The organism is Gordonia gummivorans (assembly GCF_022513585.1).
Taxonomy (GTDB): domain Bacteria; phylum Actinomycetota; class Actinomycetes; order Mycobacteriales; family Mycobacteriaceae; genus Gordonia.
Genome location: NZ_JAKWBF010000007.1, coordinates 162,662 through 184,148, shown reverse-complemented (window position 1 = coordinate 184,148; position 21,487 = coordinate 162,662). Strand labels below are relative to the sequence as shown.

The following is a 21,487-nucleotide window of genomic DNA, read 5'->3' as shown; positions in this document are numbered from 1 at the left end:
CCTCGAACGCATCCTCGACGCCGCCGCCCACGGGGACGGATTGGTCGGGATGCCCAAACATCAAGTGCTGCTCACGTTGCCGGCGGACAACCCCGACCTCGCGAGCATGGCGTTCACCGGGCCCGTCACCCTGGAAACCACGCGGCTACTCACCTGCGACGCGGTGGTCACCGCCATCACCGTCGATCAGAACGGGGTGCCGGTCGCGATGACCGACAACGTGCGCCTGTTCCCACCACACCTTCGCCGAGCGTTGATCGTGCGGGACGGCGGGTGCTGCATCAAATGCGGAGCCCCGGCGTCCTGGGCCCACGCGCACCACATCAAGCATCACGCCGACGGCGGCAAAACCGTCCTGGACAACGGGTGTCTGCTCTGCCCGTCCTGCCACACCGATGTGCATCACAACGGGTGGGACGTGGTGCTTGGACATGACCGCCACCCCTGGCTGGTCCCGCCGGCCAGTGTTGATCCGGAAAGGAGACCACTACCGGCCTACAACCGACGCACCATGTGCCTGGACAACGCCGCCTGAACCCGACCACGTGATCTCGCGCCCCTGCCGCTGATCGAGCCGGTACCGACCCCAGGGGCGAGGCACCGTGTCGAGATCCGCCGGTGACCATCACGATCAGCGGAGTTCGCTCCGCGCACGACCTTTGAGAACTCCATAGTGTGAACCGCGACGCCACGGGAAACCGTTGCCGCGCAGTCGAAGCCCCCCACCCCGGAAACCTCCGAGGCCACACCAGCTGGCCCACGCCCGGGAGATGTGATGACTTCGGCAGCGCGACAGCGAACCAACCGCGTCCGAGAGCTGTTGTCAGGCAGCGGCTTCCGCGAAGCGCGACAGCGCGAGCAATCGTGACGTCGCTCGCAGGTACTTCTTTCGGTAGCCGCCGGACAGCATCTCATCGGTGAAGATCTGGTCGAGCTTGCTACCGGAGACGGTCACCGGCACGTTCGCGTCGTACAGACGGTCGGCGAGCACCACCAGGCGCAATGCAACCGACTGATCGCGAGCGGGATGGACTCCCCGGATGCAGACCAGCGAGACGTCCTCGATGAGGTCCTTGTATTTCGAGGGGTGCAGGGTGCTGAGGTGATCGCAGAGCGCGTCGAAGTCGTCGAGGGTCGCGCCCGGCGTGGACTCGGCGACCTCGAGCATCTCGTCGTCGGTGCGCGGTTCCGGGGCCGGCGGCAGGTCGCGGTGACGGTAGTCGGGACCGTCGACTCGGATGGTCTCGAACACGGATGAGAGTTTGCGGATCTCGCGCAGGAAGTCCTGAGCGGCGAACCGGCCCTCCCCCAACTGGCCGGGCAGGGTGTTCGAGGTGGCGGCTATCGACACGCCCTGCGCGGTGAGTTCGGTGAGCAGTCGCGACACCAACATGGTGTCGCCGGGATCGTCGAGTTCGAACTCGTCGATACACAGGACTGTGTGCTCCGAGAGTCGCTCGACGGCGTTCATGAAGCCGAGCGCGCCCACCACGTGCGTCACCTCGACGAAGGTCGCGAACGACTTCGGCTCGGGCATCGAGTGGTAGATCGAGGCCAAGAGGTGCGTCTTGCCGACACCGAAGCCGCCATCGAGGTACAGACCGATACCCTGACTCGGCCCCTTGCGCGAGAAGAAGCCGCGCTTGCCCGACCGCACCTTGGACGCCCGCTCCACAAAGTCGCGGGCCTTGCTCACCGCTTGGGCCTGCGACGGTTCGTTGGGATCGGGGATATAGCTGTCGAAGCTCACCTCGTCGAAGGTCGACGGGGGCACCATCTCGTCGATGAGCGCATCGGGAGATACCGACGGGTTGCGATCGCAGAGTCGTGCCACCATATGGGGAGCCTAGCCACATGCAACATGAGGGAGTCATGTTCCACCTACAGAAAGCGACCCAGGTCACATCCGGAACCGACGACACCTCGACCCTGCGCCGGCTCGCCGACGCCTATCCGTACCCGCAGGTACCGGCGTCACCGCCCTGCCTGACCCGGCCTTATGTGCGAGCGAACTTCGTCAGTTCGATCGATGGGGCGGTCACTCACAACGGAAAGTCGGCCGATCTCGCCGGACCGGGTGACAAGGCAATCTTCCGGGTACTGCGCGCGCTGGCCGATGTCGTCCTGGTGGGTGCGCGCACCGCGACCGTCGAGGACTACGGTCAGCCGTCGCCGGACGATGTGTTCGCACACGCACGCAACCGTGCCGAACAGACACCTGCACCGGCACTGGCGCTCGTGTCGCGAACGCTCGCGATCCCGGCCGACTATCCGCCACTCGCCCACCCCGACACCGTGGTCTTGACCTGCCGAGATGCGCCCGCGGACACACGCCGGGAACTCGTCGCCGCCGGTGCCACCCTGATCGACTGCGGCGACGACACCGTCGACCTGCAGATCGTCCTCGATCGATGTGCCGAACGCGGCTGGCACCGCGTTCTCTGTGAAGGTGGGCCCAGCCTCCTCGGGTCGCTGGTGACCGAGGATCTGGTCGACGAGGTGTGCCTCACGACGAGTCCCCACCTGGTGGCCGGCGACGCGAGTCGCATCGCGCACGGCCGCCGGCCGGCCGTACTTCGCGACATGCACACCGAACTGATCCTCACCGACGACGACGGATTCATGTTCACCCGATGGGTCAGGACCGGTCGAACATCGGATTGAGACGCACAGGTCGGGACGGCCATTCGACAGCCGACCGACGACCATTGACTACGCTCGCGGACATGCGAGTTGCGCGGGGCGGCCGGACTCGGGACAACGGTGGCCGATGGACGACGAGTGGCCGAAGGACGACGAGGTACCGAAGGGCACGGGTGATGGCGGGTGCCCTCGGCGCCGCCACCATGCTGATCGTGTCGGCGTGCGCGGTCGGACCGGATCGTGGACCCGGCCTCATCGCCGGCGAGCACGGCGACGAGCCGGCGTCGACGTCCTCGGCGCCACCCCCACCGCCGACCCTCACCGCGCCACGACAGGATCTGTCGTGGCGGGAGTGTGCGCAGACAACGGCCAATCGTCTCGAGGTCGCCGTACCGGCCGGAGTGGTCATCGAGTGTGCGACTTTCAGTTCGCCCGTGGACCCCGCCAAGCCCGACGACGAAACCATCACGATCGCCGCAACCCGGCTCCGCACTGCCCAGACGCCGGCCAATGCGGCGCCGCTGGTGCTGACCGCCGGGTCCGACATGCCGTCGACACGCGCACTGTTGCTGACCGCCCGGGGTCAGGGGCGCGAACTCCTGCGCACCCACCCGATCGTCGCGATCGACCGCCGCGGCCTGCCGCAGAGCAACCCGCTCGACTGCATGACCCGTGCCGAACGCGCGGCTATCACCGACAACGGGCTCTCCGGCGGAACCTCGCAGGCCAACCGGATCACCGAACTGGCGACCAGCGCGTCGTCCGCCTCAGACGGTTGCACCGAGACCCTCACGCCCTACCAACTGGACTTCTCCATCGGCTTTGCGGCATCCGACCTCGAAACGCTGCGAACCAGATGGGGTGTCGAGCATCTCGGCCTGATCGGAGTGGGCGAAGGTTCCGACGTCACCCTGGCCTACGCCTCGATACACGGCAAGCGCGTCGGACGCCTCATCCTCGACACTCCCACCCCGTTCGGTGCGACGGCACGTGATCGCGCCCAGAGCCGATCCACCGGGGTCCAAGCCGGTCTGCAGGCGTTCGCTCAGCGCTGCGCGAACCTGCCGAACTGCGCCTTCGGCGCCGACGGCGTCGCGACCATGAAACGAGTGATCGACAAGGGCGCGCAGGGACGCCTGCGCGGGCTCTCCGACACGCAGGTGCTCTCGGCGATCACCACCGCGGTCGCGCTCGCGCCCGACGAACGGGGTGCGCTGCCCGCCATCGCCAGTGCGATCACCGCCGCAGACCGCGGTGACGTCACCGCCCTGACGGCTCTCGCCGATCAGGCCGCAGACCTACGCCTGAACGACGGCGCGCTGGTGTCCAGATGCAACGACGTGATCGGACCCGTCGGCCAGAACGAGATACCCGGGCTCATCGACACGTGGTCGCGCCAGAGTCCCCTCACCGGCAGCGACAGTGCGCTGTCGCTGATGCGCTGCAACGGCTGGGCCGCCGGTGAGCCCACTGCTGCACCGCAATCCTTCGTCACAGCTCCACTGGTGCTCAACGGCAGCAACGACACCATCAACGGCGGCAACGGTGCGAGTGCCCTACGGGCCACCTTCCTCAACGCCGGGGTCGATCCGGTCACCGTGACCTGGCCGGGGATCGGCTACTCGGTGCTCGCGCACAGCGCATGTGCGGCGCAGACGGTCGCCGAGTACGTCGACCGGGCCCCGCTCCCGGCACCGATCGAGCGCGGCTGCCCCGCCTGATCGGCTCCGGACATTTCGGCCGGCCCGCAAAAGCCGACCCGCACGGGGTTGTCCCGAATCGCGCTTCGCGTTCGTAGTACGGTTCGCGGGTGGCCATTCTCGACAGGTATCTCTACCCGCAGGTGAGCGTGCAGCGGATCGTCCCGATGATCCTGTGGCCCATCAGCGTCATGATGGTGATCCAGCGTTCGCTGATCCTGGGTGTGAACGGCTCGAGGACCGACGACTTCAAACCTGTCTACGCCGCGGCATACAACTTCCTCAACAACCTGCCCGTCTACGGCGAGAACTACGACACGGTCAGCCCCCACTATCTGTATCCGCCGTCGGGCACGCTGCTGATGGCACCCGTCGCGGTCCTCGACTACGAACGCGCCCGGTGGCTGTTCATCGCGGTGAGCGCCATTGCCCTGGTCGGGTGCGCGTATCTGCTCACCCGCATGTTCGGATACTCGGCGTCGACCTGGGTGTTCCCGACCGTCCTATTCGTGTTCTTCAGCACCGAAACCGTGGCCAACACGCTGATCTTCACGAACTTCAACGCGTTCGTCCTGCTCGGGATGCTCGGCTTCATGTTGCTGATGATCAGACGGCACGACTTGTGGGCCGGTGTGCCACTCGGACTCACCCTGGCGGTCAAGCCGGTGCTGGCACCGCTGCTGTTGCTGGCCCTGCTCAATCGGCAGTGGAAGGTGCTCATCACGGCGATTGCCATCCCGGCCGCACTGACCGTCGTCGCCTGGCCGCTGAGCACCGACGCCAAGGCATTCGTGACCGAGACCGCGCCCTATCTGTTCGAGTCGCGCGACTACTACAACAGCTCGATTTCGGGGAACGGCGCGTACTTCGGCGTCGCCCCGTGGCTCATTCTGCTGCTGCGGGTCGCATTCGTCGCGATGGCCGTGTTCTCCCTGTGGTTCCTCTACCGGTACTACCGCAAGAACAACGAACTGCTCTGGCTGACCACCTCGTCGGGAGTTCTGCTCGTGACGACCTTCCTGGTCGGTTCCCTGGGCCAGGGTTACTACTCCATGCTCCTGTTCCCGCTGCTGATGTCGGTGGTGCTGCCCGGCTCGCCGATGCGTAACTGGCCCGCCTGGCTCGGCGTGTACGGATGCATGGCGTTCGACAGTTTTTACTCCGAACGCTGGAATGCCTTCGGCTGGATCCTCGAATACGGCAAGGTGACCTGGGGCTGGTCACTGCTGATGATCGCGGTGTTCTGTTCGCTGCTGTTCCGATACCTCGACATCCGATCGGTCTCCGAGACACCGGCCGGTGAGACGGTCGAATCCGCAGCGTCGGTGGACGATACGACGACTCGGTCGGTGTCCGCGACCTCCTGATACGGCACCCCGACGTCACATGGTGGTGCGTGGCGTGGCACCGGAGGACGAGGTGTCGCTACCGTGGTGCCATGACCTCCGAAACCCCAGCCGAACTCGCCGATCTGACCGACGAACAGTGGAAGGAACGGCTGACGCCCGCCGAATATCGGGTCCTGCGTCAAGCCGGCACCGAGGCACCGTTCACCGGCGAGTACACCGACACCAAGACCGTCGGTGTCTATCGGTGCCGGGCGTGCGACGCAGAATTGTTCCGCAGCACCCAGAAATTCGAATCCCATTGCGGCTGGCCGTCGTTCTTCTCCCCGCTCGCCGGTGACGCCATCATCGAGCGCGCCGACGACTCGATGGGCATGCGTCGCACCGAGGTGCTGTGTGCCAACTGCGGCAGCCACCTGGGTCACGTGTTCGCCGGCGAGGGCTACGACACCCCGACCGACCTGCGCTACTGCATCAATTCGATCAGCCTGACGCTCGACCCCAACCAGGACTGAGCAGCCAGGCGCGGCGAGAAAGTCGCGGCATTACGGCAGAGCGTCGATCAGTGCCTCTACCTCGACGCGCGGACCGGTGAAGAACGGGGTTTCCTCGCGCACGTGCATTCGCGCCTCGGTGGCGCGCAGATCACGCATCAGGTCGACGATGCGATGCAGTTCGGGCGCCTCGAAGGCCAGCAGCCACTCGTAGTCGCCCAGCGCAAAGGACGACACCGTGTTCGCCCGCACATCCTTGTAGCCGCGTGCGGCCTTGCCGTGATCGGCGAGCATCTTGCGCCGCTCCTCGTCGGGCAGCAGGTACCACTCGTAGGAGCGAACGAAGGGGTACACACAGATGTAGTTGCCCGCTTCCTCACCGGCGAGGAAGGCCGGCACGTGGCTCTTGTTGAATTCGGCGGGCCGGTGGAGTGCGACGTTGCTCCACACCGCATTACACGCCCGGCCCAACTCGGTCTCGCGGCGGAACCGCGCGTAGGCCGCCTGCAGTGCCTCCACGTTCTCGGCGTGCCACCAGATCATGAAGTCGGCGTCGGCGCGCAAGCCCGCGACGTCGTAGACGCCACGCACGACGACCCCGCTGTCGTCAAGGGTCTTGAAGAAGTCGGCGGCATCGGACCGAACCTGCGCACGATCGGCCGGCAGTTCGCCGGGACGCACGGCGAACACCGAGAACATCAAGTAGCGGACGGTGGCGTTGAGTTCTGCATAGTCCAAGCGGCTCATGACATTCATCGTGCCACCGGGCCGGTGCGGGCGGTCAGTCAGGTCGGTCAGTCAGGTGCCGTCTCACCCCAGGTCGGCGAGTACTTCGGCTGCCGCACGGCCGGCCTGCGCGATACAGGCCGGGACACCGACTCCGCCATAGGCCGAACCGGCGAGCGCCAGCCGCCGCGGCCGACCGGCCAGCACTTCGGCCATCCGCGCCAGGTGACCGGGCGCGTACACCGGCAGACCGCCGGTCCACCGCTGCACCACCACGTCGGTCATCTGCGACGACAGCGCGCCGACCCCGGCAGCGCCGCACACCTCGTCCAGATCTGCGAGCGCCTCGGCAACCAACCGATCGTCGACGCCGGGTTCCTCGAGTTCCGACGGCACGGGCGCCCCGAATCGCCCGAACGACGCCCGAACCGAGACCGGCGCGCAGCGATCGGCCAGATGCTGCCACTTCTGCGAACTGAAGGTGAAGGCCTTGGCGCGCAACTGTTCTCCGGTGGCGACCAGAACGCCGGAGTGATCCGGCAACCGTGTGCCGGGAGCCAACGCGAGCGAGACGACCACCGACGACGCGCCCGAGACCTCGGCGAGCGGACCGGCCATTCCTGGACACTCCGACGCCAGCAGTGCCGCGGCCACCTGGGCGGGGACCGCCAGGATCACCGCGTCGTACTCCTGTGGATCGTTGTCGACTCCGATCGCCCAAGAATCGCGCTCGTGGCGCAGCCCGGTGATGGTTCCACCGAGTCGAACGTTCGCCGACGCCGCCTCGACGAGTGCGTCGACCAGCACGCGATATCCGCCGACCAGGGTGCCGAAGACAGGTCCCGACGCCCCGGCCCCGGCCCCGATCACCTCGTTGACCGCGGTCGTCAGCGACGGTGCGCCCGCGTCGAGTCGCGTCGCGAGTGCCGGTAGCGCCTCCCGAACGCCGATGTCGGCGGCCAGACTGGAATACACCCCACCCAGCATCGGATCAACGCTGCGGGCGACGACCGACGGGCCAAAGCGGTCGGCGACGAAGTCACCGACAGACGGGTCTGTGCCCGCACGCCACCGGAGTTCGCGATCCGCCTCGGCCGACATCCGCGTCAGATCATCCGAATCAACAAGTTCTGCAACCGATTCCACCGAAGCGGGGATACCCATCAACGCGGGCGCAGGTAATGGGTACAGACCTCCACCCGACCAGATCGCCGGCCGCATCGCCGTCGGCGACACCACACGGTCACCCAGCCCGAGTTCGCGCACCAGCTCGAGCGCTTCGGGACGCCGCACGATGAATGCCTCGGCGCCGACGTCCACCTGGCGCCCGCCGACCTCGGTGGTGTGCAGAATGCCACCGAGCCGGTCTCCCGCGTCGAAGACGTCGATGTGCGCATCCGGCCCGAGCCCTTGCCGGAGGCGCAGTGCCGCAGTCAGACCCGAGATCCCACCGCCGATCACCGCGACGCGCGCCCGGTGCGCCATCAGAGGCTGTGAATCCGTTCGACCACGCGGGTGAGGACATCAGGGTCGGTGCCGGGCAATACGCCGTGACCGAGGTTGAAGATGTGGCCGGTCGCACCCGCGGCGATCGCGCGGTCGCCATCGGCGACCACCCGGCGCACCTCGCGGTCGACGACCGCGTCACCCGCGAACAGCAGGGTCGGATCCAGGTTCCCCTGCACGGCTTTTCCCGGACCGACGCGGCGCGCGGCCTCGTCGAGGGGCACCCGCCAGTCCACGCCGATGACGTCGGCCCCGGCGTGGGCCATCGACGCGAGCAGTTCCCCGGTACCGACGCCGAAATGGATTCGCGGAACACCGTATTCGGCGACCTCGGCGAGCACACGGGTGCTGTGCGGTGCCACGAAGCGCTGATAGTCGGCGACCGAGAGCATGCCCGCCCAGGAATCGAACAACTGGATGGCGTCGACACCGGCGTCGAGCTGGACCCGCAGGAAAGCGATCGTGATGTCGGCAAGACGGCCCATCAGATCGTTCCAGAGCTCCGGCGAACCATGCATCATCGCCTTGGTGCGCTCGTAGTTGCGGCTGGGCCCGCCTTCGATGAGGTAGGACGCCAGTGTGAACGGCGCACCGGCGAAACCGATCAGCGCGGTGTGTTCCCCGAGTTCACCCAGGATCAGTTCGACGGCCCGGCCGATCGCGCCGACCGATTCCGGCTCCAATCGGGGTATCGCGCGGACCGCCGACTCCGAACGCACCGGCGCGGCGATCACGGGTCCGGTGCCGGCAACGATGTCGAGGTCGATGCCTGCAGCCTTCAGCGGAACCACGATGTCGGAGAACAGGATGGCGGCGTCGACGTCGTGTCGGCGGACCGGCTGCAGAGTGATCTCACAGACCATCGCGGCGTCGAAACACGACTCCAACATTCCGTGTTCGGCCCTGATGGCCCGGTACTCGGGCAGCGAGCGTCCCGCCTGTCTCATGAACCACACCGGACGGCGAGCGGGTGTGAGCCCGGTCGCTGCCGCCACCAGCGGCAGATGCGACCGGTCGGCGCGGATTCGAGGTGTGTGCGACATCGTTGTTCACTCTGCCACGCGACCCACCGGCGACAGGCCCCAGGTCTGCCGTACGGCGCGCCTCCGCCGCTGCTCGCCACCGCCGACCTACCGTCGAACGGTGACGTCTTCGGGAGCTGAAAGCGAGCCGGCTGATTTCCGCGCTGCGGTCGAGTCGCTGCACGCCGCTCGGATACGGCGGGAAATCGAAGTCGGCCCGATCCGGCCACCACAGCGGCTCGCACCGTACAGCTATGCGATCGGCACCGAGGTGCGCGCACCCGACGATGTCGCACCCGACGAGGTCCCGGTCGACTCCCCGGGCAGCGCCTTCGGACGCCTGATCCTGCTCTACGACCCGGCCGGTCAGGACGCCTGGAACGGGACCATGCGCCTGGTCGCCTACATCCAGGCCGAGGTCGAGGCCGCGCTCGCGATGGATCCGTTGTTGCCGGAAGTGACTTGGAGCTGGCTCAGTGAGGCGCTGGGCGTGCCCGTCGGGTCGACCGCGACTCCTGACGACAGCGCGGGTGTAGCGGTCACCGCTCTGGGCGGCACGGTCACCTCGACCACGTCGGTTCGCTACGGCGACATCGCCGGCCCGCCACGTGCCCATCAACTGGAGCTGCGCGCGTCGTGGACGGCCGTGACCGCCGACGGCCTGGGCAGCCACCTCGAAGCCTTTTGCGAGGTGCTCGCGTCCGCTGCGGGGCTGCCGCCGGTCGGGGTCACCGAACTCGGCCCCTCATGAGCGAAGCGGACACGCCCGAGAGCGGGTCCCCCACCGACTCCGAGCCGGTCGAGACCACCCCGTTGCTCTCGCCTGCCGACGGGGTTCCGCCGGTGCTGACGTCCGCGCAGCAGTTCGCCGAGACCGCCGCCAAACTGCTCGCCGGATCGGGACCGATCGCACTCGACACCGAGCGCGCTTCGGGCTACCGGTATTCGCAGCGTGCCTACCTGATCCAGATCCGACGCCGCGGTTCCGGGTCGTTCCTGCTGGACCCGATCGCCGAACCCGAGGCGCTGGCCCCGGTGATCGCCGTGCTCGACGGTCCAGAATGGGTCCTACACGCCGCCGACCAGGATCTGCCCTGTCTTCGTGAGCTCGGCTTCCGGTGCGCGGAGCTCTATGACACCGAACTGGCCGGACGGCTCCTTGGCCTGGCCAAGGTCAACCTTGCGGCGATGGTGGCGCACTTTCTGGGTCTGGGGCTGCAGAAGGGCCACGGTGCGGCCGACTGGTCGCGCCGCCCACTCCCCGACGAGTGGCTCAACTACGCGGCCCTCGATGTCGAGGTACTCGTCGAACTGCGCGACGCGATGGACGCCGCTCTCGTCGACGCCGGCAAAGACCGTTGGGCGCGTGAGGAATTCGCCTACGTCCTCGAACGCCCACCGGCGCCGCCGCGTGAGGATCGGTGGCGCCGCACCTCGAGTATCCATACGGTCAAGAGCGCTCGGGCACTGGCTGCGGTCCGCGAATTGTGGTCAGCCCGTGAGCACATCGCCGAGCGGCGTGACGTGGCGCCCGGGCGCGTGTTGCCGGACTCGGCAATCATCAATGCGGCCACGGTCAGCCCCAAGACCACGGCCGAACTCACCCGCCTCCCGGTGTTCGGTGGACCTCGTCAGCGCAGGCAGGCCGGTACTTGGCTGGCCGCGTTGCAACGCGCGCGAGAGCTTCCCGACGACGAACTGCCGCCCCGCAAGGCGCCGGCGACGGGCGGACTGCCACCGACCAACCGGTGGGAGCAACGCAACCCCGAGGCCGCCGCTCGGCTGGCCGAGGTCCGGTCCGCGCTGGCGACGATCGCAGAGGAACATTCGGTGCCGGCGGAGAACCTGCTCGCACCGGATGTCATGCGGCAGCTGTGCTGGGACGGACTCCCGGAAGCCGCACCGACGGCCGAACAGGTGGATCAGCGTTTGGCGTCGGACGGTGCCCGCGCCTGGCAACGCGCCCTGTGCGCGGAACCGTTCGCGGCGGCCTTCGCCAAAGCAGCGGTCTCCTAGGAGATCTGCGCTCAGCGCTGGTCGTCGACCTGAGGTTCGACGGCGTCGTCGGTGTCGAGGCCTGTGGCGTCGAGTTCTGGGGCGTCGAGTTCTGGGGCGTCGAGTTCTGAGGCGTCGAGTTCTGGGCCGTCGGCAAGGGGCCGGTCGAGTCCCGGTGCGCTGTGCATCCCGGCAACGGTCGCGGTGATCGAACGCGCGAGATCCTGTGCGGTCAAACCGAACTCGGCAAGGATCTGGCCGCGCGACGCGTGCGGGACGAACTGCTGCGGAATTCCGCGGATCTGCACGGGAACCAGGATGTCGGCGGCCGCGACCGCTTCGGCGATGGCAGCGCCCACTCCCCCGCTGACACCGTTGTCCTCCAGCGTGACCACCAACCGATGACGCCGGGCGGCATCCACGATCGAACCGGCCACAGGCAGGATCCAGCGCGGATCGACCACCGTGGCGTCGATACCCTGCCGGGCGAGGCGCTCGGCGGTGTCGACGGCCAGACCGCAGAAGGCCCCGATCGCCACGATGAGGACGTCGCCGCTCGCCTCGCCGAGACCGGCGGCCGCGCGGTGCAGGACGTCCACGCCGTCGTGGAGTCGTTCGACGGCTCGAATGTCCTCGGGCACAGCACCTTTCGAGAAGCGCAGGGCCGTGGGTCCGGTGGTGGTCGCCAACGCCTCGTCAAACTCCTCGCGCAGCCGGACCGCGTCACGAGGTGCCGCCACCCGCAAGCCGGGCACCATCGCCATCAGGGACAGATCCCACATGCCGTGGTGGCTGGGCCCGTCGGGACCAGTGATCCCGGACCGGTCGAGCACGAGGGTCACCGGAAGTTTGAGCAGGGCGACGTCCATCAAGAGCTGGTCGAAGGCCCGGTTGAGGAAGGTCGAGTAGATCGCGACCACCGGATGCAGACCACCGAGGGCCAGTCCGGCCGCCGACGTCATGGCGTGCTGTTCGGCGATCCCGACGTCGAACATGCGGTCCGGGTACTTCTCACCGAACGGCGTGAGACCGGTGGGTCCCGGCATCGCCGCGGTGATGGCGACGACGTCGTCGCGCGCGGCGCCCGCGTCGAGCAGCGCCGCGGAGAACACCGATGTCCAATCCTGTGGGGCCACGCTGGTGGCGCGGCCGGTCACGGGATCGATGATGCCGGTCGCATGCATCTGATCGGCCTCGTGGTTCTCGGCCGGCGCGTAGCCCATGCCCTTGCGGGTGACGACATGCACGATGACCGGTCCACCGAAGTCGCGGGCCGACCGGAGCGCCGACTCGACCGCGTCGACGTCGTGCCCGTCGACGGGGCCGACGTACTTCAGGCCCAGGTCGGTGAACATCGCCTGCGGCGAGAGCAAGTCTTTCAGTCCGCTCTTCATGCCGTGCAAGACGGCGTAGGCGGGTTCTCCGACCACGGGCAGCTGCTTGACGGCCTTCCGGCTCTCGTCGAGGAAGCGCTCGTAACCCGGCTGCAGCCGCAGGCCCGACAGGTGACTGGCAAGCCCGCCGATCGTTGGTGCGTACGACCGTCCGTTGTCGTTGACGACGATCACCATCGGCCGGTCGGCGGCCGCGATGTTGTTCATCGCTTCCCAGCACATACCGCCGGTGAGCGCTCCGTCGCCGACGATCGTGACGACGGTGCGGTCGGGCTGGCCGGTCAGGGCGAAGGCTTTGGTCAGTCCGTCGGCGTAGGACAGCGCCGCGGAGGCGTGCGACGACTCGACCCAGTCATGCGGGCTCTCCGACCGTTCTTGGTAGCCGGTGAGTCCGCCCTTCTGCCGCAGGTGGTCGAAGTCGTCTTTGCGCCCGGTCAGGATCTTGTGCACGTAGCACTGGTGGCCGGTGTCGAAGATCACCGGATCGTGGGGCGAGTCGAACACCCGATGCACCGCGATGGTCAGCTCGACCACACCCAGATTCGGACCCAGATGGCCGCCGGTCGCCGACACCTTGGCGATCAGGAACTGCCGGATCTCCGCGGCCAGTGTCTCGAGTTCGGCGGGCGAGCACGCCTGCAGATCGGCCGGTGAATCGATCCGGTCGAGCACGCTCATCGTTTCCTCCATCCGGACCCGGCCATGGTGTCTGGGGCTGCTGTCGGCGACTGTTGTCTGTGACTGTCGTCGGGGGCTGTGTGCGGGGAGGGCGGCAGGCCCGACCCCTGTCTGGAACAGTCTACGGACTTCGCCACCCACACCCGAGCCCCGCGGTTCGGTGAACCCGACGAAAACCCACGCGACGTCACGCGGTTGAACGGTTGCGAACGAGGCAGGCAATCGCCTCGACATGGTGCGTCAGGACAAACGCGTCGAAACCCCGCAGCCCCACCACGGAGTAGCCGTGTCCGGCAAAGAGGCCAAGATCACGCGCGAACCTGGCGGCGTCGCAGCCGACGTGCACCACCACGTCGGGTTCGGCGGCGGCGATCGCGCCGATCACGCGTTCACCGGCACCGGTCCGTGGCGGATCCAGGACCACCAGGTCGGGGTGAGGCAGCGAACCGATCTGTGCCGCAACCTCACCGGCGTGGATGACGACCCGGTCATCGCCGTCGAAGGTCTTCTCCGCCGCCGCCAGTGCCCGGGTGTCGGAATCGACCACATGCACTGCCCCGACTCCCAGATCACCGACCCCCAGATCGCGGTCGAGTAGTGCAGCGGCGAACACCCCGGCACCGCCGTACAGATCCCAGGCCACCCTCGGGGGTGTCGATGCGTGCGCGCGGGCGAACTCGACGATGGTGTTCGCATAGGTTTCCGGAGCATTCCGATGCGCCTGCCAGAAACCGGTGACCGGAATCTGCCACGACCGAGCGCCCACCCGGTGTTCGGCGACATCGGTGCCCTCCAGTAGTCGTTCGGCGCGGGGCGCGCGAAGACGGTGCCGGCGCTGCTGCACCTGCTTCCGTGAGCGGCCGGAACGGCCCGGCCGGGGTGTGGCGACGGGCGCCAGTTCGGTGACGTGGCGTCGGCCCGCATCGTCGAGCACGATCACCAGTTCGGCATGCGGGGTGAATCCACCGTCGATTCCCGCCGGTATCCGGGGGTCTGGCTGGGCGCAGCTCACCCTGGTGATCACCTCGTCGGCGCGGAAGCCGAGTTGTCCGGCGAACCCAGCGTCGTCGACGGCCAGTCGGGTTCGAATCCGCCAGCCGGTGGGGTCATCGGCCAGTGCCCTGACGCCCGAGTCCAGGTCGGTGTCGGCCACCACCGTGTCGGGCAGGTGGCCGACGCGGCGCAGTACGTCCACCAGGACGTCGCGCTTGAGGCCACGAGCGTGGACCGGGTCGATGAACGCCAGATCGCAGCACCCAGCGCCCGCGGCGGCCGCCGCACACACACTTGGCACTCGGTGCGGCGAGGCGTCGAGGATCTCGACCGTCTCGGCCCGCCAGAACGATGGATGCGAGTCATCGGTGATGCGGGCCCGCACCCGCTCGCCCGGCACGGCACCTCGAACGAAGACCACCCGGCCGTCCGTTCGGCCCACGGCCGCCCCGCCGTTGGCGAGCGCGTCCACGGTGATCTCGAGAGTCGTCGAACCGGGGTCCTGCGGGTCCGTCGGACTCACCGACGTTCCGGGTCGCCACCGAGCGCACGCCGGGTCTCCCCCGGTGCCCAGTAGCTCGGGTCGGCCTTGCGGCGGTCCGACGAGGTCAACTGCCACGGCACCGAGGTCACCATCACGCCCGGTTCGAACAGCAGGCGCCCCTTGAGACGCAGCGCCGACTGGTTGTGCAGAATCTGCTCCCACCAATGCCCGACAACGTACTCGGGGATGAACACGGTGATGACATCGCGCGGATTCTCCCGCCGCACGCGACGCACGTAATCGATGACCGGCCGGGTGATCTCACGGTACGGCGACGCGATCACCTTGAGCGGGACCGTGATGTCGCTGGCCTCCCATTGCGACACCAGCTTGCGGGTGTCGCGGTCGTCGACGTTGACGGTGATCGCCTCGAGCACGTCGGGACGGGTGGCACGTGCATAGAGAAGTGCGCGCTTGGTGGCCAGGTGCAGGGTGGAGACCAACACCACCGAGTGCGTGCGACTGGGCAACACCGTTTCCTCGTCGTTCTCCTGCGCGCGTTCGAGTTCGGTCTGTACCGAGGCGTAGTGGTGATGGATCAGCTTCATCAGGATGAAGATCGCGACCATCGCCAGGATCGCGATCCAGGCGCCCGCGGTGAACTTGGTGATGAGGACGACGATGAGAACGGTCGCCGTCATGACGAGGCCGACGCTGTTGATCACGCGCGACTGCATCATGCGTCGGCGTGCCCGAGGGTCGGTCTCGGTGCGCAACAGCCGGGTCCAGTGCCGCACCATGCCGGTCTGGCTGAGGGTGAACGACACGAACACGCCCACGATATAGAGCTGGATCAGGGCCGTCACCTGAGCGCCGAAGGCGACCACGAAGACGATCGCGGCGAGCGCGAGGAACACGATTCCGTTGCTGAATGCGAGCCGGTCACCCCGGGTGTGCAACTGGCGGGGCAGGTAACGATCCTGCGCGAGCACCGATCCCAGCACCGGGAATCCGTTGAACGCCGTGTTGGCCGCCAGCATCAGGATCAGGGCGGTGACGGTGGCGACGAAATAGAAGCCGGGTGTGAAGGTGTCGAAGACCGCGTGCGCCAGCTGCGCGATCATCGCCTTCTGCTGGTAGCCCTCGGGTGCCCCGATCAAGTCTTGCTCGGGGTCCATCACGTATTTCGCGCCGATCTTCTGCGCCAGCATCACGATCCCGAGCAGCAGGATGATCGCGAAGGTTCCCAGCATCAGGAGTGTGGTGGCCGCGTTGCGCGACTTGGGTTTCCGGAAGGCCGGCACACCGTTGCTGATCGCCTCGACACCGGTCAGGGCCGCACAGCCCGACGAGAAGGCCCGGGCGATCAGGAAGACGAAGGCGATTCCGACGAGGTGGTTGTCCTCGGCCTTGATCTCGAAGCCTGCGGTCTCGGACTGGACATTCTCGCCGAGGATGTAGATCTCGAAGAATCCCCAGATCAACATCGCGAGAACGCCGATGATGAAGGCGTAGGTGGGAGTTGCGAGGAACGCGCCGGACTCCTTGATGCCACGCAGGTTCACCGCCGCGAGGAGCACGATCGCGGCGACGCAGAACCACACCTTGTGTTCTTCCACGAACGGGATCGCCGACCCGATGTTCTCCGCCGCCGACGAGATGGACACCGCGACCGTCAGCACGTAGTCGACCAGCAGTGCGCTGCCTACCGTCAGACCCGCATTGGGACCGAGATTGACCGTCGCGACCTCGTAGTCGCCGCCACCGGACGGGTAGGCGTGCACGTTCTGGCGATAGCTGGCCACCACCACCACCATGACGACGGCGACCGCGACGGCCACCCACGGTGTGTAGGCGAGCGCGCTGACACCGGCCACCGACAGGACCAGGAAGATCTCCTGCGGCGCGTACGCCACCGACGACATGGCATCGGACGCGAATACGGGCAGCGCAATCCGCTTCGGCAGGAGCGTGTGACCCAACGTGTCACTGCGGAATGGCCGCCCCAGAAGCAGGCGCTTGGTCGCGACGGACACCTTCGACACGGTGGACACCAGGCAACATTAGAGCCTGTGATATCCATTGGCCACCAAGGGCCGGGTCGGCACCCGAAGGATGGTGTGTGCGGGTAGGTTCAAGGTCGGCCCGGGCCTGGATGCAGCTCGGCCGGACGATGAACGTGTGGTCGACGGAAGGAACGTCGTGCGGGTTGTGATCATGGGTTGCGGACGGGTCGGTTCGGCGCTCGCAATGGCGATGCAGAAACGTGGTCACGAGGTCGCGATCATCGACCGCGATGCGTCGGCCTTCTCGCGTCTGAGCCCCGATTTCACAGGTGTGACCATCGCCGGCGTCGGCTTCGACCGTGACGTCCTCGAACGCGCGGGCATCGAGAACGCCGACGCGTTCGCGGCGGTGTCCTCGGGCGACAACTCGAACATCATCTCGGCCCGCGTCGCGCGGGAGACCTTCGCCGTGGAGCGTGTCGTCGCCCGCATCTACGACGCGAAACGTGCCGAGGTGTACGAGCGTCTGGGCATCCCGACCGTTGCGACCGTGCCGTGGACCACCGAGCGGTTCGTCTCGGCCCTCGGTGAGACGTCCACGACCACGGAGTGGCGCGACCCCTCCGGATCTCTGGCGGTGGCCCAACTCGACATCCACGAGTCGTGGATCGGAACCACTGTCGGCAAGTTCCAGGAACTGACCGGCGCACGTGTGGCATTCCTCAACCGGGTCGGACACCCGGTCCTGCCGGACGTGAAAACCGTGCTGCAGCAAGACGATGTGGTGTTCGCAGCCTGCCTGCTCGACAACCTCGACAATGCCCGGGCGACCGCATCCGGCCCGGCCACACACGACTAGGGCAGGCTCCGCAGATGCTCCGCACTTCCAGTCCCACCACCTCTGACCGAGGAGTTCAGCCATGAGAGTCGCCATCGCCGGTGCCGGTGCGGTCGGTCGGTCCATCGCCCGAGAGCTGCTCACCAATGCCCACGAGGTGACGCTTTTCGAACGTCAGATGGGTCATATCGACGAGAAGGCGGTCCCCGGAGCCACCTGGGTCCTGGCCGACGCCTGCGAGCTGTCGAATCTCGAACAGGCCGATCTGCACACCTTCGACGTCATGATCGCCGCGACCGGCGACGACAAGGCCAACCTGGTGGTCAGCCTCCTCGCCAAGACCGAGTTCGCGGTCAATCGGGTCGTCGCACGGGTGAATGATCCGCGCAACGAATGGCTCTTCGACGAGGACTGGGGCGTGGACGTCGCGGTCTCCACCCCCCGGCTGCTCGCCTCGCTGGTCGAGGAGGCCGTCTCGGTCGGTGATCTGGTGCGGCTGATGACCTTTCGACAGGGTCAGGCCAACCTGGTCGAACTGACGCTCCCGGCCAACACGCCACTGGCCGGTAAACCCGTGCGCAAGCTCACCCTGCCGCGCGATGCGGCGCTGGTCGCGATCCTGCGCGGCGGCCGGGTGATCGTCCCGCAGTCCGACGACCCGATCGAAGGCGGCGACGAGTTGATCTTCATCGCGCCCGACGACGTGGAACCGGCGCTGCGCGACGCCATGCAGGTCTGACCCGCTGCTGCAGCGATCAGTTGCGGGACTGTTCGGGCCCGAGCCGGTCGGTGGAAGACTGCTCGATTTTCTGCTCGGACTCGCCGTGTTCGGACTGGGTGGCCCGTCGCACCAGGTACACGGTCGCGAGTACCGCGATTGCCGTGAGTGGCCAACCCATGGCGATGCGGGCAACCGCGAGCCACCCGGTCTGGTCGTGGTCGTAGAGCTGCGACTGCAGCACGTAGCGCGCCACGAACACGAGTGCCCAGACCGCGGTTGCCAGGTCGTAGGCCCGCAATGTGGCGCGGCTGCGCCGCCACCCGGTGCCCTGTCCGTTCACGAGATGCCAGGCCACTCCCACGAGCGGCCACCGCACGACGATGGAGATGACGAACACCACCGCGTACACGAGCGTCGTCCAGATGCCGAACAAGAAGTAGCCCTTGGCATCTCCGACCCGATGGGCGATGAACACACAGATGGCCACGCCGAGCAGACCCGATACCGCGGGGGTGAGCGCCTCCCGGCGCACCAACCTCAGCACGAAGATGGCGACGGCGGTCGTCAGTGCCGCGATGATCGCAGCGCGTAACCCGAAGAACGAGTTCACCGGCACAAAGACGACGACCGGCACGGTCGAATAGATCAGTCCGGACACACCGCCGAGTTGTTCGAGAACCGACGGGCTTTCGGAGGACTCAGTCCTCTGTGCCATGCAACTCGTAATACGGGTTGTAGATCACCTTGTTGCCCTCGTGCAGTCCCAGACGTCCGCGAACAGTCAGCTTCCGGCCGGGCTCGATACCGGGAATGCGATTGCGTCCCAGCCATTTCAGGGTGACGACATCGCTGCCGTCGAAGAATTCCGCCTTGACGCCCGCCTTCGCGGTACGTGAGCAGGTCTCCACCGATCGCAACTCACCGTGCATCGTCACCTCGTCGCCGCGACAACACTCCGAGGCCCGCTGGGCACCCGTTGCGCGCGACTCCTCGGCGATCTTCTCCGCGTCGGCGTCACCGAGATCCTCGGTCAGCCGGCGCGTCAGTCGCTTCAGGTAACCGGCTGTGGGCATCACAACCTCCAGGCTTTCTCTTCGCTTGTGGAGTCTGGCTGTTTCGGGCTGGCGAACGACTCCATTTCTCGCCAGCGTAGACCTGTCCGTCTACTGGTGACAACGCCGGAGCATGATCATTCCATGCCACTGAATGACCGGCTTGTTTCGCCCTCGCCGAGAGTCCTGGTTGCCATCCCCGGCACCGGATCCGACGGCGACCACATCGGCCGCGCATTCGGCCCCGCGGCCACCTGGCTCGGCGTCGAACTCATCGCGCTGGAACCGGAAAACGACCTGGTGGCAGGCTATCTACGCAGGCTCGATCAGCTGAGCGCCACGGCAGGCAGGCTGCTGGTGGGCGGGGTGTCGATCGGGGCCGCGATCGCGCTCGAGTGGGCTCTGAAAGCGAGCGCCGAGAAGTGTGCCGGGGTGCTTGGTGCGCTGCCCGCGTGGTGTGGGGTGCCGTCGTCGGCACCGGCCGCCCACAGCGCGCTGGCCACTGCCGAATCACTGCGTACCGCGGGCCTGGACGCCACGGTCGCCACCATGGCGGCCTCGAGCCCGACCTGGCTCGCCGAAGAACTGTCCCGATCGTGGCGCGCGCTGTCCGGCGGGCTGGAAGCCCAGTTGCGTGCGGCCGCCGCCTACACGGCGCCCGAGGCGGAGGCGTTGACCACACTCGAGGTCCCGCTGGCGATCACCGCCGCGACCGACGACCCGGTCCATCCCATCGACGTCGCTCGCCGGTGGTGTTCCGCCGCGCCGCGGGCGAGGCTGGTCGAGGTGACCCTCACCGAATGGGGTGAGCATCCCGCAATCCTCGGCAACGGCTGCGCCCGCGCGTACGCGCAGATGCTCACTGCCGATTAGGGATCAGCGCCGGCCGCGCCGCCGGAACCGCTGCATGGCCGAACCCGACGACGGGGCCGGCGGCGGCTCGTCGTCGGCCGGCCCCGCGGCCGTACCCGCGGAGTCATCGTCCTCGGCGACATCCTCGCCGGCGTCGGTCCAGACGGTGGCCGCAGCGAGCTGATCGATCGCGCCACCGGGAACCGGTGCATCCGCATCTGTCGCATCCGACGCGGGGGCAGCCGAACCAGCAGCCGGGCCGGACGGGGCGATGAGCGGGCCAGGCCCTTCTTCTGCGGCAGCCATCTCCTCCATCATCTGCTGCTGCGCTGCCGCAACCTGCTCGGCGAGTACCGGCGGCAGCGTGATGGGCAGTGGATCACGAGGAGGGTATGGCTCGGTACCCCGTCGGACGACGGTTTCGGCGAGCACCGCGCGCGCGAGCTGGGCCATCTCCGACGCCGACGTCGTCGGGCCACTCGCGACGCAGCGCACCATCCAGCGGGGGCCGTCGACGCCGATGAAGCGGTGGGTCGCGCCGTCGAGTTCCCCCACCACTTCGCGGCCCCAATGGCCGTCGGAGATGCTTGCCTGGGCGCCGTCGTCACGCAACGATTCGGCAAGTTCCCGGACCACCTCGCGCCAGAGTCCCGGCGATTTGGGAGCGGCATAGGCCGACACCGTGATTCGGCCGTGCGGGGTCACCAGGTAGACCGACTGCGGTTCATGATCCGCCGACATCTCCACGGTGACCTGGCCGCCTTCGACAACCGGCACGAGCACCGAGCCGAGGTCGAGATGTGAGTTCTCGAGCTCGTGGGGATCGGTCGCGAGATTCTCGATGTCGTAGGGACCGCGTGCCTCGCCGATCCGTGGTGCATCGGTCTGTGATTCATCGGCCATGGATGCTCCTCGTGCCCGCCCCCATGGTGTGCGTCCCGCCCGTCGGCGTTGAATCCCTCAGCGCCCAAAACCTCAGCGGCCCCGTGACCCCCGTCGTGTCGACCATGAACGCACAGTATCCGAACGCGCACCGG

General features: G+C 67.5%; 20 protein-coding genes. 10 read left to right on the top strand and 10 right to left on the bottom strand.

Annotated features, from left to right (window positions below; all coding sequences use genetic code 11):
• Window positions 1-535, top strand: a 535-nt coding sequence (locus tag MKW15_RS07860) for an HNH endonuclease (protein ID WP_240857022.1), incomplete at its 5' end; no start/stop codon positions are given.
• 288 nt (window positions 536-823) lie between these two features.
• On the opposite strand, the gene zapE is transcribed toward MKW15_RS07860, so the two are convergent.
• Window positions 824-1,837 (bottom strand): cell division protein ZapE, encoded by a 1,014-nt coding sequence (gene zapE / locus MKW15_RS07855; RefSeq protein ID WP_240857021.1) that lies wholly within the window; start codon window positions 1,835-1,837, stop codon window positions 824-826.
• A 35-nt stretch (window positions 1,838-1,872) separates the two neighbouring features.
• Here zapE and MKW15_RS07850 point away from each other — a divergent pair, with 35 nt between their 5' ends.
• The 4 genes from MKW15_RS07850 to msrB all read left to right on the top strand — a co-directional run bounded on the left by MKW15_RS07850 (window position 1,873) and on the right by msrB (window position 6,204).
• A complete protein-coding gene (locus MKW15_RS07850) occupies window positions 1,873-2,664 on the top strand; it encodes a pyrimidine reductase family protein (protein ID WP_240857045.1) in 792 nt (263 codons plus the stop codon).
• A gap of 155 nt (window positions 2,665-2,819) precedes the next feature.
• On the top strand, window positions 2,820-4,364 hold the full coding sequence (locus MKW15_RS07845) for an alpha/beta fold hydrolase (protein WP_240857020.1): 1,545 nt from the start codon (window positions 2,820-2,822) through the stop codon (window positions 4,362-4,364).
• An 89-nt stretch (window positions 4,365-4,453) separates the two neighbouring features.
• Window positions 4,454-5,710 (top strand): glycosyltransferase family 87 protein, encoded by a 1,257-nt coding sequence (locus tag MKW15_RS07840; RefSeq protein WP_240857019.1) that lies wholly within the window; start codon window positions 4,454-4,456, stop codon window positions 5,708-5,710.
• A gap of 71 nt (window positions 5,711-5,781) precedes the next feature.
• Window positions 5,782-6,204, top strand: a complete 423-nt coding sequence (gene msrB, locus MKW15_RS07835) for a peptide-methionine (R)-S-oxide reductase MsrB (protein ID WP_240857018.1) — start codon at window positions 5,782-5,784, stop codon at window positions 6,202-6,204.
• A gap of 30 nt (window positions 6,205-6,234) precedes the next feature.
• Here the strand turns inward: msrB and hemQ are convergent, their stop codons facing one another.
• The 3 genes from hemQ to hemE all read right to left on the bottom strand — a co-directional run bounded on the left by hemQ (window position 6,235) and on the right by hemE (window position 9,458).
• The gene (hemQ, locus tag MKW15_RS07830; protein WP_240857017.1) at window positions 6,235-6,930 is read right to left on the bottom strand and encodes a hydrogen peroxide-dependent heme synthase; all 696 of its coding nucleotides are present in this window, start codon (window positions 6,928-6,930) and stop codon (window positions 6,235-6,237) included.
• A gap of 63 nt (window positions 6,931-6,993) precedes the next feature.
• Complete coding sequence (gene hemG / locus MKW15_RS07825) at window positions 6,994-8,394, bottom strand: protoporphyrinogen oxidase (protein WP_240857016.1); 1,401 nt, start codon at window positions 8,392-8,394, stop codon at window positions 6,994-6,996.
• Window positions 8,394-9,458 carry a uroporphyrinogen decarboxylase gene (gene hemE, locus MKW15_RS07820; RefSeq protein WP_240857015.1) on the bottom strand — a complete coding sequence of 355 codons (1,065 nt, stop codon included), beginning with the start codon at window positions 9,456-9,458 and terminating at the stop codon, window positions 8,394-8,396. Before hemE ends, hemG begins: the two co-directional genes overlap by 1 nt.
• A gap of 100 nt (window positions 9,459-9,558) precedes the next feature.
• Here hemE and MKW15_RS07815 point away from each other — a divergent pair, with 100 nt between their 5' ends.
• Window positions 9,559-10,188: a DUF3000 domain-containing protein gene (locus tag MKW15_RS07815; RefSeq protein WP_240857014.1), complete on the top strand. Its 630-nt coding sequence runs from the start codon at window positions 9,559-9,561 to the stop codon at window positions 10,186-10,188.
• Window positions 10,185-11,453 (top strand): HRDC domain-containing protein, encoded by a 1,269-nt coding sequence (locus MKW15_RS07810; RefSeq protein WP_240857013.1) that lies wholly within the window; start codon window positions 10,185-10,187, stop codon window positions 11,451-11,453. Before MKW15_RS07815 ends, MKW15_RS07810 begins: the two co-directional genes overlap by 4 nt.
• An 11-nt stretch (window positions 11,454-11,464) precedes the next feature.
• Here the strand turns inward: MKW15_RS07810 and dxs are convergent, their stop codons facing one another.
• The 3 genes from dxs to MKW15_RS07795 form a co-directional block, all read right to left on the bottom strand.
• Complete coding sequence (dxs, locus tag MKW15_RS07805; protein ID WP_240857012.1) at window positions 11,465-13,504, bottom strand: 1-deoxy-D-xylulose-5-phosphate synthase; 2,040 nt, start codon at window positions 13,502-13,504, stop codon at window positions 11,465-11,467.
• A gap of 187 nt (window positions 13,505-13,691) precedes the next feature.
• Window positions 13,692-15,020: a class I SAM-dependent RNA methyltransferase gene (locus MKW15_RS07800; protein ID WP_240857011.1), complete on the bottom strand. Its 1,329-nt coding sequence runs from the start codon at window positions 15,018-15,020 to the stop codon at window positions 13,692-13,694.
• On the bottom strand, window positions 15,017-17,035 hold the full coding sequence (locus tag MKW15_RS07795; RefSeq protein ID WP_240857010.1) for an APC family permease: 2,019 nt from the start codon (window positions 17,033-17,035) through the stop codon (window positions 15,017-15,019). The genes MKW15_RS07800 and MKW15_RS07795 overlap by 4 nt, the downstream gene beginning before the upstream one ends.
• A 148-nt stretch (window positions 17,036-17,183) precedes the next feature.
• Here MKW15_RS07795 and MKW15_RS07790 point away from each other — a divergent pair, with 148 nt between their 5' ends.
• Together MKW15_RS07790 and MKW15_RS07785 are read left to right on the top strand one after the other, a co-directional pair.
• Complete coding sequence (locus tag MKW15_RS07790) at window positions 17,184-17,846, top strand: potassium channel family protein (RefSeq protein WP_240857009.1); 663 nt, start codon at window positions 17,184-17,186, stop codon at window positions 17,844-17,846.
• A 61-nt stretch (window positions 17,847-17,907) separates the two neighbouring features.
• Complete coding sequence (locus MKW15_RS07785) at window positions 17,908-18,564, top strand: potassium channel family protein (protein WP_240857008.1); 657 nt, start codon at window positions 17,908-17,910, stop codon at window positions 18,562-18,564.
• Window positions 18,565-18,580: 16 nt separating this feature from the next.
• Here MKW15_RS07785 and MKW15_RS07780 read toward each other — a convergent pair whose 3' ends face one another.
• Together MKW15_RS07780 and MKW15_RS07775 are read right to left on the bottom strand one after the other, a co-directional pair.
• A complete protein-coding gene (locus tag MKW15_RS07780) occupies window positions 18,581-19,261 on the bottom strand; it encodes a DUF3159 domain-containing protein (RefSeq protein ID WP_240857007.1) in 681 nt (226 codons plus the stop codon).
• On the bottom strand, window positions 19,245-19,619 hold the full coding sequence (locus tag MKW15_RS07775; RefSeq protein WP_240857006.1) for an OB-fold nucleic acid binding domain-containing protein: 375 nt from the start codon (window positions 19,617-19,619) through the stop codon (window positions 19,245-19,247). The genes MKW15_RS07780 and MKW15_RS07775 overlap by 17 nt, the downstream gene beginning before the upstream one ends.
• A gap of 123 nt (window positions 19,620-19,742) precedes the next feature.
• Between MKW15_RS07775 and MKW15_RS07770 the strand changes: the two genes are divergently transcribed.
• Window positions 19,743-20,471, top strand: a complete 729-nt coding sequence (locus MKW15_RS07770; RefSeq protein ID WP_240857005.1) for an alpha/beta fold hydrolase — start codon at window positions 19,743-19,745, stop codon at window positions 20,469-20,471.
• Window positions 20,472-20,474: 3 nt separating this feature from the next.
• Here MKW15_RS07770 and MKW15_RS07765 read toward each other — a convergent pair whose 3' ends face one another.
• Window positions 20,475-21,353, bottom strand: coding sequence for a DUF3710 domain-containing protein (locus tag MKW15_RS07765; RefSeq protein WP_240857004.1), 879 nt, complete (start codon window positions 21,351-21,353; stop codon window positions 20,475-20,477).
• Window positions 21,354-21,487: the final 134 nt, after the last annotated feature.

Excerpts from the sequence above, each read along its gene's own strand:
- msrB (WP_240857018.1), top strand. The coding sequence starts at position 5,782 with ATGACCTCCGAAACCCCAGCCGAACTCGCCGATCTGACCGACGAACAG.
- MKW15_RS07850 (WP_240857045.1), top strand. The coding sequence starts at position 1,873 with ATGTTCCACCTACAGAAAGCGACCCAGGTCACATCCGGAACCGACGAC.
- zapE (WP_240857021.1), bottom strand. The coding sequence starts at position 1,837 with ATGGTGGCACGACTCTGCGATCGCAACCCGTCGGTATCTCCCGATGCG.
- MKW15_RS07775 (WP_240857006.1), bottom strand. The coding sequence starts at position 19,619 with ATGCCCACAGCCGGTTACCTGAAGCGACTGACGCGCCGGCTGACCGAG.
- hemQ (WP_240857017.1), bottom strand. The coding sequence starts at position 6,930 with ATGAGCCGCTTGGACTATGCAGAACTCAACGCCACCGTCCGCTACTTG.
- hemG (WP_240857016.1), bottom strand. The coding sequence starts at position 8,394 with ATGGCGCACCGGGCGCGCGTCGCGGTGATCGGCGGTGGGATCTCGGGT.
- MKW15_RS07780 (WP_240857007.1), bottom strand. The coding sequence starts at position 19,261 with ATGGCACAGAGGACTGAGTCCTCCGAAAGCCCGTCGGTTCTCGAACAA.
- MKW15_RS07785 (WP_240857008.1), top strand. The coding sequence starts at position 17,908 with ATGAGAGTCGCCATCGCCGGTGCCGGTGCGGTCGGTCGGTCCATCGCC.
- dxs (WP_240857012.1), bottom strand. The coding sequence starts at position 13,504 with ATGAGCGTGCTCGACCGGATCGATTCACCGGCCGATCTGCAGGCGTGC.
- MKW15_RS07810 (WP_240857013.1), top strand. The coding sequence starts at position 10,185 with ATGAGCGAAGCGGACACGCCCGAGAGCGGGTCCCCCACCGACTCCGAG.
- MKW15_RS07765 (WP_240857004.1), bottom strand. The coding sequence starts at position 21,353 with ATGGCCGATGAATCACAGACCGATGCACCACGGATCGGCGAGGCACGC.
- hemE (WP_240857015.1), bottom strand. The coding sequence starts at position 9,458 with ATGTCGCACACACCTCGAATCCGCGCCGACCGGTCGCATCTGCCGCTG.
- MKW15_RS07770 (WP_240857005.1), top strand. The coding sequence starts at position 19,743 with ATGCCACTGAATGACCGGCTTGTTTCGCCCTCGCCGAGAGTCCTGGTT.
- MKW15_RS07845 (WP_240857020.1), top strand. The coding sequence starts at position 2,820 with ATGGCGGGTGCCCTCGGCGCCGCCACCATGCTGATCGTGTCGGCGTGC.